This window comes from Cutibacterium sp. KB22876 (assembly GCF_059728865.1).
Map to the genome: position 1 here is coordinate 2,299,655 of NZ_AP040858.1, position 13,384 is coordinate 2,313,038.

At 64.2% G+C, this 13,384-nt stretch carries 10 protein-coding genes; 1 reads left to right on the top strand and 9 read right to left on the bottom strand.

What is annotated here, in order from left to right; translation table 11 throughout:
- Nucleotides 1-147 precede the first annotated feature (147 nt).
- The 5 genes from AC6I1W_RS10480 to dxr form a co-directional block, all read right to left on the bottom strand.
- Nucleotides 148-987 carry a GNAT family N-acetyltransferase gene (locus AC6I1W_RS10480; protein ID WP_270236684.1) on the bottom strand — a complete coding sequence of 280 codons (840 nt, stop codon included), beginning with the start codon at nt 985-987 and terminating at the stop codon, nt 148-150.
- Nucleotide 988: 1 nt separating this feature from the next.
- Complete coding sequence (gene ispG / locus AC6I1W_RS10485) at nt 989-2,170, bottom strand: flavodoxin-dependent (E)-4-hydroxy-3-methylbut-2-enyl-diphosphate synthase (protein WP_036975348.1); 1,182 nt, start codon at nt 2,168-2,170, stop codon at nt 989-991.
- Nucleotides 2,171-2,256: 86 nt separating this feature from the next.
- A complete protein-coding gene (locus tag AC6I1W_RS10490; RefSeq protein ID WP_270236686.1) occupies nt 2,257-4,902 on the bottom strand; it encodes an ExeM/NucH family extracellular endonuclease in 2,646 nt (881 codons plus the stop codon).
- A 156-nt stretch (nt 4,903-5,058) separates the two neighbouring features.
- Entirely contained in the window at nt 5,059-6,336 is a 1,278-nt protein-coding gene (locus AC6I1W_RS10495; RefSeq protein WP_065673470.1) for a M50 family metallopeptidase, read from the bottom strand.
- Nucleotides 6,333-7,556: a 1-deoxy-D-xylulose-5-phosphate reductoisomerase gene (gene dxr, locus AC6I1W_RS10500; protein ID WP_270236687.1), complete on the bottom strand. Its 1,224-nt coding sequence runs from the start codon at nt 7,554-7,556 to the stop codon at nt 6,333-6,335. Before dxr ends, AC6I1W_RS10495 begins: the two co-directional genes overlap by 4 nt.
- Nucleotides 7,557-7,654: 98 nt before the next feature.
- Here dxr and AC6I1W_RS10505 point away from each other — a divergent pair, with 98 nt between their 5' ends.
- Nucleotides 7,655-9,025, top strand: coding sequence for a serine hydrolase domain-containing protein (locus AC6I1W_RS10505; RefSeq protein WP_270236688.1), 1,371 nt, complete (start codon nt 7,655-7,657; stop codon nt 9,023-9,025).
- 158 nt (nt 9,026-9,183) lie between these two features.
- On the opposite strand, the gene gdhA is transcribed toward AC6I1W_RS10505, so the two are convergent.
- From gdhA to frr, 4 genes are all read right to left on the bottom strand, one after another.
- The gene (gene gdhA / locus AC6I1W_RS10510; RefSeq protein WP_016665745.1) at nt 9,184-10,521 is read right to left on the bottom strand and encodes an NADP-specific glutamate dehydrogenase; all 1,338 of its coding nucleotides are present in this window, start codon (nt 10,519-10,521) and stop codon (nt 9,184-9,186) included.
- 86 nt (nt 10,522-10,607) lie between these two features.
- Nucleotides 10,608-11,861 (bottom strand): dual-specificity RNA methyltransferase RlmN, encoded by a 1,254-nt coding sequence (rlmN, locus tag AC6I1W_RS10515; protein WP_270236747.1) that lies wholly within the window; start codon nt 11,859-11,861, stop codon nt 10,608-10,610.
- Nucleotides 11,862-11,922: 61 nt separating this feature from the next.
- Entirely contained in the window at nt 11,923-12,786 is an 864-nt protein-coding gene (locus AC6I1W_RS10520) for a phosphatidate cytidylyltransferase (RefSeq protein ID WP_063279302.1), read from the bottom strand.
- 11 nt (nt 12,787-12,797) lie between these two features.
- Nucleotides 12,798-13,352, bottom strand: coding sequence for a ribosome recycling factor (frr, locus tag AC6I1W_RS10525; RefSeq protein WP_016665748.1), 555 nt, complete (start codon nt 13,350-13,352; stop codon nt 12,798-12,800).
- Nucleotides 13,353-13,384 lie beyond the last annotated feature (32 nt).

The following is a 13,384-nucleotide window of genomic DNA, read 5'->3' on the forward strand; positions in this document are numbered from 1 at the left end:
TGGCATTGTCACACACCGATCTCCAGCGACAGTGTCGAAGGCCCCGCTGTTGAGAGCGTTCACTTGGTGTCTGCGACGCGGGGCAAGGTCACCGACATGAGCGCCGACCCTGTTCATCCGCCTTTATGCCCCGGTCGCAGCGGGCCGTCAGTAGAGCACGGTGGCCATTTCCCCCACCTGACGGAAACCGACGGTGTCGTACATCGCCAGGGCTCGGATGTTGAAGTCATTGACGTAGAGGGACACCGACTCGTAGCGTCGCTGACACAGGTGTGCTACGGCAGTCATGGCAGCATCCGCAAGGCCCTTGCCCCGCCACGCCGGATCCAGCCAGACTCCCTGAATCTGACAGTGCGACCGCCAGCTGACGCCGATGTCTGACTTCCATCGCACGGTTCCGTCGTCATCGACAATGACAAAGCAGTGTCCCTTCTGGACGAGAGCGCGCATGTGTCGCATGTACCCGCCGGAGCTTTCGATCGGGCTGACGCCGACCTCCTCGGTGTACATCGCCACCGCAGCCTGGAAATAGGCCTGGAAATGACCCATTGTCGCAGCCGTGACACGGGGATCTGGATCGACGCGGGACGGTTCCTGCAGCTCCAACAACGGCTGGCTGGCACGGACCTCGCGGGGTCTCCCCCAGGCGCGCGGGTAGCGCTGCGACAGGATGCGTTGCAGAGCCATCACCGGACCGGAACGGCCCATCATGGACGAGGACGTCCGCCACGGACCAACTCTGGAGGACAGCTCCTCGATCGTTGACTCGTCCGAGGCCACCGGTACGACGTTGGCGCCCAGATGGAGTACCCCCTGCAATTCTCGGGAATGCACCACACCGACGACAGGGCACCCGAGTCTGCCGCGATCCAAGCCGTTGGCCTGGATGCGCGACAAGAGGAAGAGATTTCCCACCGGGTCCTGCTGCAGGAATTCAGTGACCTGACCAACGTCGGTGTCGTCGAGGACCCTGATCCTGGTGAACACGTCAGGAGACCGCGACTTCCGGTTCCCCGGTCTCGTTCATGGTCTCGGCCATCCGGTTCGCCTCGTCGACGAGGGTCTGGACGATCTCGCTCTCGGGGACGGTACGGATGACCTCACCGTGCTTGAAGATCTTGCCCTTGCCATTGCCGGCAGCAACCCCGAGATCGGCCTCACGACCCTCGCCCAGACCGTTGACGACACATCCCATGACGGCCACGCGCAGCGGGGCGTCAATTCCCTCGAGAGCGTCAGTGACGTCGTTGGCCAGGGACAGGACGTCGACCTGGCAGCGTCCGCAGGAGGGGCAGGAGACGATTTCCAGGCCGCGGGGGCGCAGGTTGAGGGACTCCAGGATCTTGATGCCGACCTTGACCTCCTCGACCGGGTCGGCCGACAGCGAGACGCGGATGGTGTCACCGATGCCCTCGGCGAGCAGGTGCCCGAAGGCGACCGCGGACTTGATGGTGCCCTGGAAGGCGGGTCCGGCCTCGGTGACGCCCAGGTGCAGCGGGTAGTCGCACTTCTCGGCGAGCTGTTCATAGGCGCGGATCATGACAACGGGGTCGTGGTGCTTGACCGAGATCTTGAAGTCACGGAACCCGTACTGCTCGAAGAGGCTCGCCTCCCACAATGCCGATTCCACCATGGCCTCGGCAGTCGGGGCGCCGTACTTGTCGAGCAGACGCTTGTCGAGGGAGCCAGCATTGACGCCGATGCGGATGCTGGTGCCGTGCTCGGTGGCAGACTTGCAGATCGCCTCGATCTGGTCGTCGAACTTGCGAATGTTGCCCGGGTTGACGCGCACCGCACCGCAGCCGGCCTCGATCGCTTGGAAGACGTACTTGGGCTGGAAGTGGATGTCGGCGATCACCGGGATCTGGGATTGCTTGGCGATGATCGGCAGCGCCTCGGCGTCCTTATCGGTCGGGCAGGCGACGCGGACGATGTCGCAGCCGGCCGCGGTCAGGGCGGCGATCTGCTGCAGGGTGGCACCGATGTCATGAGTCTTGGTTGTCGTCATGGACTGCACCGAAATGGGTGCATCCCCACCGACCAGCACATCTCCCACCTTGATCTGGTGCGTCTTGCGACGCGGCGCCAGGGTCGGAACGGGAGGGGTGGGCATACCCAGGTTCACGGTCATTGACGTGTCACTCCTGAAATCGCGGATTGTCGTTTCCATTGTGTCACCTACGTACACCAGTGTGGTGACGCTGACAGCGAGCACCCGCCCTGTCGTGGTGACAGGGCGGGTGCTGCGAGGGTTTGTCAGACTCCGGTGTGAGGCAGACCGGGGCGGGGTCCCGGCACATACTCGCGGGCCGGAGCGACCGTCGTACTGGGGGCAGTGGCCGATGCTGGCGCGGTGACCGACGGAGTCGTCGAGACAGTCGTCACCGGGGCAGTTGTCGGCGTCATCGACGGAGTCAGGGACGGGGTGGTGACCGACGGAGTCGTCGGGACAGTTGTCGGCGTCATCGATGGAGTCGGGGACGGAGCCTGCATCGAGAAGCCGACCAGTGCCGGGGAATGGTCCGAGGCGCCGAACTGGCTGGTGGTGTAGAAGTCAGTCACGTTGTAGTTACGACGCGAGTACTGCATGGCCACCGACTCGGAGCCATTGATGTCCCAGATACCGGCACCGGAGACCAGCTCATGGGCCTTGGCATTGGTGAAGATGTGGTCGAGCGAACCAACACGGCCGGAGTACTGGTAGCTGGCAGCACTCGGATCGTATTCCTCGACGACCTCGCTGAATCCGGCGTCCTTGATGGCGCGAATCGGATCTTCCATGGCGTAGGCGTTGAAGTCACCGAGCATGAAGACCGGGTCATCCTTGAAGGTCGTGTTCACCCATCCGGTCAGAGCCTTGGCCTGGGAGACGCGGCTGGGGTTCGACTTGCCCTGGCCGGTGCCGTCGTCCTCACCCGAGCCCTTGGACTTGAAGTGGTTGACGACCGCCACGAAGGTTCGCCTGGAACCCTCCGGCTGGAAGCGCTGGGCCAGCGGCTGACGGGCATTGGCGAAGGCCGGGTCGGTCAAGATCTGCGAGGCGCCCACCGGGGAGACCCTGCCGATCTTGTAGATGAAGGCCGAGCGGATGACGTCTTCGTTCGGCGGAATGACGGTCGGGCTGGGCACGTAGGCCCATACCTTCTCACCGGCGGCCTTGTTGAGGGCGGCAACAAGATTGGCCAGGGAGGCGTCGCGGGACTGTCCCGGATGCCAGGTGATCTGAGCGGAGTTCTCGACCTCCTCGAGGGAGACGACATCGGCCCCCAGACCGTTGATCGCGGTGACAATCTTGGCCTGCTGGTCGGCGAAGGCCTTCGGGGTGTAGGCGCCACGGACCAGGCAGTAGTTTGCCGAGACCGGGTTGCCGTCACGATCAACATAGGCCTTGCAGTTCGGCTCGTCCTGGCCCAGGTCGGTGAAGTAGCTCAGTACGTTGAAGCTGGCCAGCTTGACGTTGCCGCCGACGGCCGGCGGGGTGGTCGGGCGGTTGTTGCCGGCCTTGATCGGGGAGAGCTTGGAGTCCGCGCCGACGACCTGACCGGTGGGCTGGAAGTTCCAGCCGAACCGCTGGTCCATGATGACCGGCGAAGTGAAGTCGACGTGGGTGCCGGTGCGTATCGGGGTGTCCTGGGACAGGTACGGCAGCGGGGAGTTCTTGGCGTCGGCGTTCGTCATGAAGTTCCATGACGAACCGTCGTCAAGGTTGATGTACTTGGCCTTGTTGGCAGCCTCGACGGCCTCGGCGTCCTTGCCCGGAAGGGCAATCTCGGTGCCTTGGTAGAGGGGCTTGTCGCCATCGGCCAGGCCAATCTGACCGTACTGATTGAGGCCGTAATTGTTGGTGACGGTGTAGCCGCTGGTGGGCTTGACGAGCATGCCTTCGTAGGCTTCCCGGTCAGCGTCAGTGGCCGGCAGGGAGGTCAGCTCAGTGGCCTTGACAGGGGCGCAACCGGACTTGCGGTCGACTCGGGTGCTGCCACCGATCTCGGTGAGGTCGTTGTACTCCATGACGGTGCCCTTGACGGTCACGCAGTCGCCGACCTTGACGTTGGCGGCGGCCCACTTCGAGTACACGAAGACACCGTCAGAGGCGTCCGTGGCCTTCTTCGGGGTGCCACCGGATCCCGGGGTCTGGATGTAGATGCCGTTGAATCCGCCGGTCGGATAGGCAGCGGTGACGACGCCCACCGTGGTGACGGTCTTGTCGACCAGTGGGCTGGCCGGGCTATTGCCCTGGATCGTGGCAATCGGGGTCTCGGTCGGGTCCGGGACGGGAGTCGGGGTGGGCGTCGGCGCCGGGGTGGGTGCCGGGGCCGAACCAGAATGCGTCGGGGTGGGACCGCCGACCTCGAAGTCCGCCGAGTTGTCGTCGGTGTCGACGCCATGACGACGCTCGATCGAGGTGGTGTTCGACGGAGCGGGAGCCGCCTTCTTCTCGGCCACCGAGGCAGCACCGTAACCAACCAGGTCAACGGTGGCCCCAGATGCGTCAGTGATACGTACCGAACCCTTGGTGGCACTCATGAATGCCGAGCACTCGGCGTCGGGAGTCGGGAGGGCCTTGCTGCCGCCGTCTCCCCTGGCCTCCTGGACCAGGAAGTGGCCACCAGCCTTGACGACGCCGGCCAGGCTGCAGGTGTTGGCCACCTTGCCCTTGCCAGTGAGGTATTCCAGCTTCCACCCCTTGACGGAGACGTCCGTGGAGGTGGGGTTGAGCAATTCGACGAAGTCGTGGGTCCAAGTGGCACCGGAGTTACCGCCACCTCCATAGACCTCATTGATGACGACGTGGCTGGCTGCTGTCGGATCGGCATGGGCCGGCTGGACCGCGACGACAGCGGCGGCGCCGCACGACAGAGCAGAGAGGCCTGCCAGGACGCGTCTGGACATTGTGGTCATGAGAAATCCCATCTCGTGGCAGGGAACGTTCGCGCGCCACCTTGCCACGGTAGATACGACGGAAGGAACGGTTGTCACCGACAATTCACCGAATTTTCCCCCATCATTGCGTGACGACCCGGCATCTCACGGCTAATTCACAGGATTGCCGGAGAGTCAGAAGATCTTGACTGGGGAGACGACGTCAGCGACGACGAGGATAAGCCCCATGACAAGCATGAGGACGCCGATGACCCATGCCACGGGCAGCATCATCGCGGTATCGGCCGGGCCCGGATCAGGCTTGCCAGCAATCCGAAAGATCCGCCGTTTGCACGCCTCGTAGATGGCTCCGGCGATGTGTCCACCATCCATGGGTGGCAGGGGCACCACGTTGAACCAGAAGAGGAAGAGATTGAGGCCACCAAGCAAGCTCGCCCCCGAGGCAACCTTGTCCCCGAAAGTCAGTTGCCCATTGCCTGCGATGTCTCCGGCAACTCGCGACGCTCCCACGATGCTCATCGGGCTGTTGACGTCACGAGTCTTGCCGGTGACCATGTCAGAGGCGACATTCCAGGTCAGCACGGGGAGTCTGGCCAGGGCACTCAACGACTGCTGCGACATCACCCACATCTGGGAGACGGTGTCCCCCGGCCCGGAATGAACGATCACCATGGTCGGGCTGAATCCCAAATATCCCACCTTGACGCTGCGGCCAGGGTTGTTGATGTCTGGCATCTCATTGAGAATGGTCCGGGTCGGTTCCAGAGCCACCGGGTGACCGTCCCGCTCCACCTCCAGACGGACTTCCCCGTCCCCGTTGTCACGGATGAGTTCTTGCAACTGGGACCAGGACTCGACCTGTTCGCCGTTGAAGGAGACAATGCGGTCCCCCGGCTGCAGCCCGGCTCTCGCTGCCGGGGCCGGCGGGTCGTCCGACGAGCACTCCTGAGTCTTGGCCATCTGGACACACGGAGTCACCGCGGCCACCGTGGTCGTCTCGGCGGGCCGACCGTAGATGCCGAACACTCCCCAGAACAACAGGAAGGCCAGCAGCAGGTTGGTGAGGATTCCGCCACTCATGATGATGAGACGCTGCCAGACGGGTTTGTCGCTGAAGAGACGTCCGCGGTCCGCGTCAGTGATCTCCTCAGCCTCGGCTGCCCTAGCCTCGTCGGCCAGCTTCGTCAGCTTGTTGGCATGACGGTGATGCACCTCGGCCGGATACATCCCGACCAGGCGCACGTAGCCGCCGAGCGGTATCCACTTGAACCCGTACTCGGTCTCGCCGCGTTCGACCGACCACATCTTGGGCCCGAATCCGGCGAAGAACTCGGTGACCTTGACCCCGAAGATCTTGGCCGGGATGAAATGGCCACACTCGTGCAGCAGAACCGAAAGGATGATGAGGGCGAAGAAGAGGATCCCCGCCAGCACCTCGACCAGTACGGTCACTGGCCGCGTCCCCGTGCGCACAGCTCGGCGGCGCGGCGGCGGCCCCACGAGTCGGCCGCCAGCACGGCGTCGAGGCTGAGGGCTTCGTCACCGATGTGACGAGCGCCAGGCACACCATTACCGTCACCGGACAGGTGCTCGTCAAGGACGGCGGCGATGGTGTCGGTAATGTCGAGGAATCCGATGCGGCCCTCGCAGAAGGCGTCGACACAGGACTCGTTGGCGGCATTGAAGACGGCCGGAGCCGTGCCGGACGCCTTACCCGAGCAACGCGCCAGTTCGACGGCCCCGAAGGTCTCGTTGTCCAGCGGCTCGAAAGTCCACTGGGTGGCGGTCGACCAGTCACAACCAGCCGCGGCGTCAGGGATGCGATCGGGCCACGACAGACCCAGGGCGATCGGCAGCCTCATGTCGGGCGGAGATGCCTGGGCGATGGTGGCGCCGTCCCAGAACTCCACCATGGAGTGGACGACGGACTGGGGATGGACGACGACGGTGATGTCGTCGAGGTCGACGTCATAGAGCAGGGCGGCCTCGAGCAGCTCCAAGCCCTTGTTGACCAAGGTCGAGGAGTTAATCGTGATGACGCGTCCCATGTTCCAGGTGGGGTGCTTCATGGCGTCGGAGGCGGTGACGTCCGCCAGGGATTCCCTGTCACGGCCGCGGAACGGACCGCCGGAGGCCGTCAGGACGAGACGGCGCACCTCATTGCGTCCACCTCCGCGCAGACACTGGGCAAAGGCGGAGTGCTCCGAGTCGACCGCGACGATCTGTCCGGGAGTGGCCGCCTGAGTGACGAGCCTGCCACCGATGACCAGGGACTCCTTGTTGGCCAGGGCCAGGGTCGTCCCGGCAGCAAGGGTTGCCAGGGTCGGGCGCAGACCGGCAGCTCCGGTGATGGCATTGCAGACGACGTCAGCGGGCATCCCGGCCAGCTGTGTCGAAGCCTCCGGCCCCGCCAGGATCTGAGGATTGGGCACCGGGACATCGCGTGACCCGGCCTGGACAGCCAGTGCTCTCATGAGTTCCTCGGCTGCATCCTCCCGTGCGATCGCCACCACGGGAATGGAGAAGTCGAGTACCTGCTGGGCCAGCAGGCCAACGTCTGAACCACCTGCCGATATGCCGGCGACCTCGAATTGGTCACGGCGTGACGCAATGACCTCCAGGGTCTGCGTTCCGATCGATCCAGTGGAGCCGAGAATGATGACCTTCTTCACCCTGCCAGTCTGTCATGACCATTCCAGAGGGCCGATTCGAGGGAGAATTCGTTCAATCGTCGCCTCAAAACCCTGGCCAGCGGCCCTACAGTGGATTCATGACCGACAGTGTCCTCGACATCACCGCCGATGCCCTCGAAGAAGCCGGGGTCCACCCCCATCGACTCATCGTCCGTCAGCACGGGCAGGTCGTCGGGCGGCGTCGCTGGGCACCCTGGAGCCCCGACGTACCCGGCCTCGTCTATTCCTGCTCGAAGACCTTCACCTCTGCTGCCGTCGGCATCGCAGTGGACCGTGGCGCCTTCGGGTACGACGACACCCTGGCCGACCTGTTGCCCACCTCCTGCACCGGTGAGACCGGCCCGGTGGCCAGATCCATCAGGGTCCGTGACGTCCTGGCGATGGCGAGTGGCCACTCCCCCGAACAACTCGCCGAGCCTCCCCTGGGCGTACTGCGAATTCCCAGCACCGAGACCGCTCAGCTGTGGTTGGCGACCGAACCTGCCGAACGCCCCGGGGCCGACTTCGCCTACAACAACCTCGGCACCTGGCTGCTCTCTCGGATCGTGCGTCAACACACCGGGGCGGATGTCGACGCCATCATCACCCGAGAGGTACTGGAACCGCTGGGCTGTGGGCCACACAGCTGGGCCGGCGACATGGATGGCATTCCGTTGGGGTTCAGTGGCCTGCACATCGACGCCGAGGACATGGGTCGGTTCGCCCAGCTCCTCCTCGACGACGGCATCCATGACGGCAAGCGTCTGCTCCCCCGGGAATGGATCGAGCAGCACCGCGTCAAGCATGTCGAATCCGATGGCCTCACCGGCCCCGAGTGGGGACTGGGTTATGGCTGGCAGACCTGGATCTCGAGCCACGGCTACCGTCTTGACGGCGCCTTCGGCCAGTTCGCCCTCGTCATCCCCGAGGTCGACGCCGTCGTCGTCATGACCAATGAGGTCGGCGAGGGCCCCGGGGACAAACAGGCGATTCTGCAGATCGTCTGGGATCATCTCGTTCCCGCACTGGTGGAGGGGATCGATCCCGAACCCGAGGAAGTTGTCCGCACCCTGCCCACGGTCTCCGGGAAGTTCGACCCGGCGCGCTCGGTGCAGGGAATCGTCGATGGTTCTCACATTGTCGTCTCCCCTCGCGGTGACGGTGACGGCTGGGCGATGTCCTGGCACTGCGCCCAACCCCAGTTCGGCATCTTCGACGCCGCTCTCGACCTCGTCGTCGGTCATGACGAGTGGCTGACGTGTCACTGCCGTGTCGGTGAGGGTTCCATCGACATCGCGGCAAGCGGTGGTTGGCAGGGCGAGACCTTCATCGCGAAACTTGACGTCATCTCCAGTCCCCACGGCCTGACTGTGCGGATGTCGCCGGGTTCCACGACGATCCAGTGGGATCGTGTCCCCCTCGATCCCCGCGGTCTGCTTGGTTTGGTCCACCCGGAGCCGCATCGATGAGCCCGTCCCACATCGAGATCGAGAGGGTCGAGCAGCCGGAGCAGACGGCACCGGATCCATCCGGACGAGGGAAGGGGCCGATCTGACCGAGTGTGCCGCCCTTGCTGACGTCCATGATCTCGCTGCCACCGGCGGCGGACCAGGTGCGATGGATTCGCTCAGACGACACCCATCGCGATGACGGCGTCCGCCACCTTGGTGAATCCGGCGATGTTGGCGCCCATGACGTAGTCGCCTGGGTGGCCATAGGCGTCAGCGGTCTCGATGCAGCGATCATGGATGTCAGCCATGATCTGCTGCAGGCGGGCCTCTGTGGCGTCGAAGTCCCAGGAGTCGCGCGCGGCATTTTGCTGCATCTCCAGGGCCGAGGTGGCCACGCCACCAGCGTTGGAGGCCTTGCCGGGAGCGAAGAGGACACCGGCATCATGGAAGGCGTGCACAGCCTCGGGGGTACATGGCATGTTGGCACCTTCGGCCACGGCAACCACACCATTCCGGATGAGCGTGGCGGCAGCCTGGCCATTGAGCTCGTTCTGGGTCGCGCAAGGCAGGGCGACGTCAGCCGTGGTGTCCCAGATCGAGCCGTCGGTGTGGAAGGTGGCCGAGTCGCGGCGAGCGGCGTACTCGCTGATGCGTGCCCGCTCGATCTCCTTGACCTGCTTGAGCAGGGCGACGTCGATCCCCTTCTCGTCCACGACGTACCCGTTGGAGTCCGAGCACGCGACGACCGTCGCACCGAGGTCCTGGGCCTTCTCGATGGCGTAAATGGCGACGTTGCCCGACCCGGAGACGGTGACTCGCAGGCCGTCCAAGGACCTTCCATTGGTCGCCAGCATGCGCTGGACGAAGAAGACCGCGCCGTAGCCGGTGGCCTCGGTGCGCACCAGGGAACCACCCCAGGTGAGTCCCTTTCCGGTGAGAACCCCGGACTCGTGACGGTTGGTGATCCGCTTGTACTGGCCGAAGAGGAAACCAATCTCACGGCCACCGACGCCGATGTCACCGGCAGGGACGTCGGTGTGCTCACCGAGATGGCGGTAGAGCTCGGTCATGAACGACTGGCAAAACCTCATGACCTCACCTTCGGAGGCGTCGTGCGGATCGAAGTCCGAGCCGCCCTTGGCACCACCGATCGGCATGCCGGTCAGCGCATTCTTGAAGACCTGCTCGAAACCGAGGAACTTGATGGTTCCCAGGTACACCGAGGGGTGGAATCGCAGTCCGCCCTTGTACGGCCCCAGTACCGACGAGTACTCGACACGGAAGCCACGGTTGATGCGCACCTTGCCCTTGTCATCGACCCACGGGACCCGGAAGATGATCTGACGCTCCGGTTCGCAGATACGCGACAGGACTGCTGCCTCGACGTACTGCGGGTTCTTCTCGAGCACCGGGCCGAGGGACTCGAAGATCTCCCGTACGGCCTGATGGAACTCGGCCTCCCCCGAATTGCGCTTCAGCACCGCCTCGTAGGCGTCCTCGAGCTGGCTATCCATCCTGCGACCTCCTTCATGTGCAGACGTCCTTCGGTTGATTTTCGCACCACATCGCCCCGAGCCATCCCCCTGGCTCACCCAATGGACTAGTTGCCCAAACCTTCCGAGCGCCCCACAGCAGCCAACTGACCACATGCGCCATCAATTTCGGAGCCTCGGGTGTCGCGCACCGTGACCGGAATCTTCCAGCGCTCCAGGATCTCGACAAAGGCATCCTGATCCTCCGGGCGTGACGCCGTCCAGCGCGAACCCGGGGTCGGGTTGAGCGGGATGAGGTTGACGTGAGCCCAGGTCCAGTCACCACGACGACGAATCTGGCGAGCCAGCACGGCGGCCCGATCAGCCTGGTCGTTGATGTCCTTCATGAGAGCGTACTCGATCGAGACCCGACGCTTGGTCTTCTCCGCGTACTGCCAGGCGGCATCGAGGAGCTCGTCGACCTTCCAACGACGGTTGACCGGGATGAGTTCATCACGCAACTCATCGTCGGGGGCATGCAGGGAGACGGCCAGGGTGACGGGGATCCCCTCCTCGGTCAGCGCCTTGATACGCGGCACGAGCCCAACGGTAGAGACCGTCAGGGCCCGGGCACTCATGCCAACCCCGTCGGGCCCCTCAGCGGTCAAGGTGCGAATCGCAGTGAGCACCGAACGGTAATTGGCCATCGGCTCGCCCATGCCCATGAAAACGATGTTGTGAACTCGGCCACTAGCCCCGGGAACCTCTCCAGCCTCGATGAGACGGTTGGCCGCCAGCACCTGGCTCACGATCTCAGCGGTGGACATGTTGCGCTGGATACCGCCCTGCCCGGTCGCGCAGAACGGGCAGGCCATGCCGCAGCCGGCCTGGGAGGAGATGCACAAGGTGGTGCGAGCCGCAGAATGATGGGTGGCTGGGTAATGCATGAGAACCGACTCCACCAGCGCCCCGCCATGTAGCCGCCACAGAGTCTTCACGGTCATGCCACGGTCGCAGGACTGCCGGGAGACCTGGGTCAACAGGGTCGGGAACCATGCGTCGGCGACTTCCTGACGGGCTGACTTGGGCAGGTCGGTCCACTCGGTGGGGTCAACCTCCCAACGGTCGAAGACGTGGGTGGAAATCTGGCGTGCGCGGAAGGCCGGCAGACCGAGATCTTTGACTGCCTGCACCCTCTCCTCGACGCTCAGATCGATCCAGTGGCGGGGGGGCTTGGTGCGCTTCGGGGTACGCACCACCACCGGAATTTCCTTCTCGGCCAGCGGTGTGGTGGGCAGCACCAGTCCCGACGGAGACAGGCTCGGACGCTCGGATTCAAGGTCGGTCACGACATTCCTCTCAGAATTGAGGTCAGCCACCATGGATCCGTTCACGGTGGCTGCGAGGTTTCCCGGCGCGATCAGATGACAGGCACAAGCTCGGTCACAGCACCAAGGACATGACGAGCCATGCGAAGGGTGCTGAGAACAGCACCGAGTCCAGCCGGTCCATCACTCCGCCGTGGCCGGGCAGAAAGTTCGACATGTCCTTGATACCGGCATCGCGCTTGATCATTGACTCGACGAGATCTCCCGCAGTCCCAGTGAACGCGAGAACCACGCCGAGGAGCAAACCGGCCCAGGCCGGGGCTGAGAGCAGGCCACCCAGACAGGCCCATCCGACGAGGGCCGCCGTGATGACGGATCCGGCGAATCCCTCCCAGCTCTTCTTGGGGCTGATCATCGGAGCCATCTTGTGCTTGCCGAAAAGCACCCCGATGGCATAGCCGCCAGTGTCGGAGGCGACGACGCTGAGGATCCAGGTGGCGATGCGACGACTGCCTCCGTCGTCTCCCATCATGAGTGGGACGAAGCAGCCCAGCAGAGGCAGGTAGGCGATAGTGAACAGACTCGCCGCGACATCCTCGACGAATCCGTCGGAACCGCGCGGCAGACGCCATGCCATCGCCGCGACCGTCGTCGCCCCGAGGGTGGCAACGAGGAAGGTGTTGGGCAGGATGTGGAGGTCCATCGTCGAGGCCGCGTAGGCCCCGATGACCATCACCACGGTACCGACACAGATCGGCACAACTGCAGAATCCATGCCCAGTCGAGCCATCGCTCGATGAAGCTCGATGGCTCCGGCCACCAGAGCAAGGGCCATCAGCAGGACGAACCCCCAGTGCCACCACCCGACGGTGCCGATGACGGCCCCGCACAGCACCACACCCGTGGTGATGGCAGCAGGAAGGTCACGGCCGGCACGTGGGGTACGTGTGGCCGTGGCCTTCTGCTGCGAGTTGTCCATCCCGAATCCGATCAGATCTCGAGGAGCTCGCTCTCCTTGGACTTCAGGAGTTCGTCGATCTGTTCGACGTACTTGCGCGTGACCTGGTCGAGCTCCTTCTCCAGACGAGTCATCTCGTCCTCGGAGATCTCCTTGTCCTTCTCCTGCTTCTTGACGATGTCGTTGCTTGCGCGACGGACGTTGCGGACGGCGATACGGCCTTCCTCAGCCTTCCCCTTGGCCATCTTGATGTACTCCTTGCGGCGTTCCTCGGTGAGGGCCGGCAGGACACAACGCACGACGTTGCCGTCATTGGAGGGGTTAACGCCCAGATCCGAGTCGCGGACGGCCTTCTCGACCTCGTTGACGCAGCTCTTGTCGAACGGGGCGATGAGGACGGTGCGAGCCTCCGGAACCTGGAAGCTGGCGAGCTGCTGCAGGGGGGTGGGGGCGCCGTAGTAATCGACCATGATCTTGTTGAACATGGCGGGATTGGCACGTCCGGTTCGAATGGCCGCGAACTCCTCGCGGGCATGGTCGACCGCTGACCCCATCTTCTTCTCGGCGTCCTTGATGATGTCGCTCACTGTGTAGTCCTTCCTTGGTGTGTCTTCGATGG

What these genes read in the sequence shown, in the direction of transcription:
- rlmN (WP_270236747.1), bottom strand. Translation starts at nt 11,861, where the DNA reads ATGGTGGCTGACCTCAATTCTGAGAGGAATGTCGTGACCGACCTTGAA.
- gdhA (WP_016665745.1), bottom strand. Translation starts at nt 10,521, where the DNA reads ATGGATAGCCAGCTCGAGGACGCCTACGAGGCGGTGCTGAAGCGCAAT.
- AC6I1W_RS10490 (WP_270236686.1), bottom strand. Translation starts at nt 4,902, where the DNA reads ATGACCACAATGTCCAGACGCGTCCTGGCAGGCCTCTCTGCTCTGTCG.
- ispG (WP_036975348.1), bottom strand. Translation starts at nt 2,170, where the DNA reads ATGGAAACGACAATCCGCGATTTCAGGAGTGACACGTCAATGACCGTG.
- AC6I1W_RS10505 (WP_270236688.1), top strand. Translation starts at nt 7,655, where the DNA reads ATGACCGACAGTGTCCTCGACATCACCGCCGATGCCCTCGAAGAAGCC.
- AC6I1W_RS10520 (WP_063279302.1), bottom strand. Translation starts at nt 12,786, where the DNA reads ATGGACAACTCGCAGCAGAAGGCCACGGCCACACGTACCCCACGTGCC.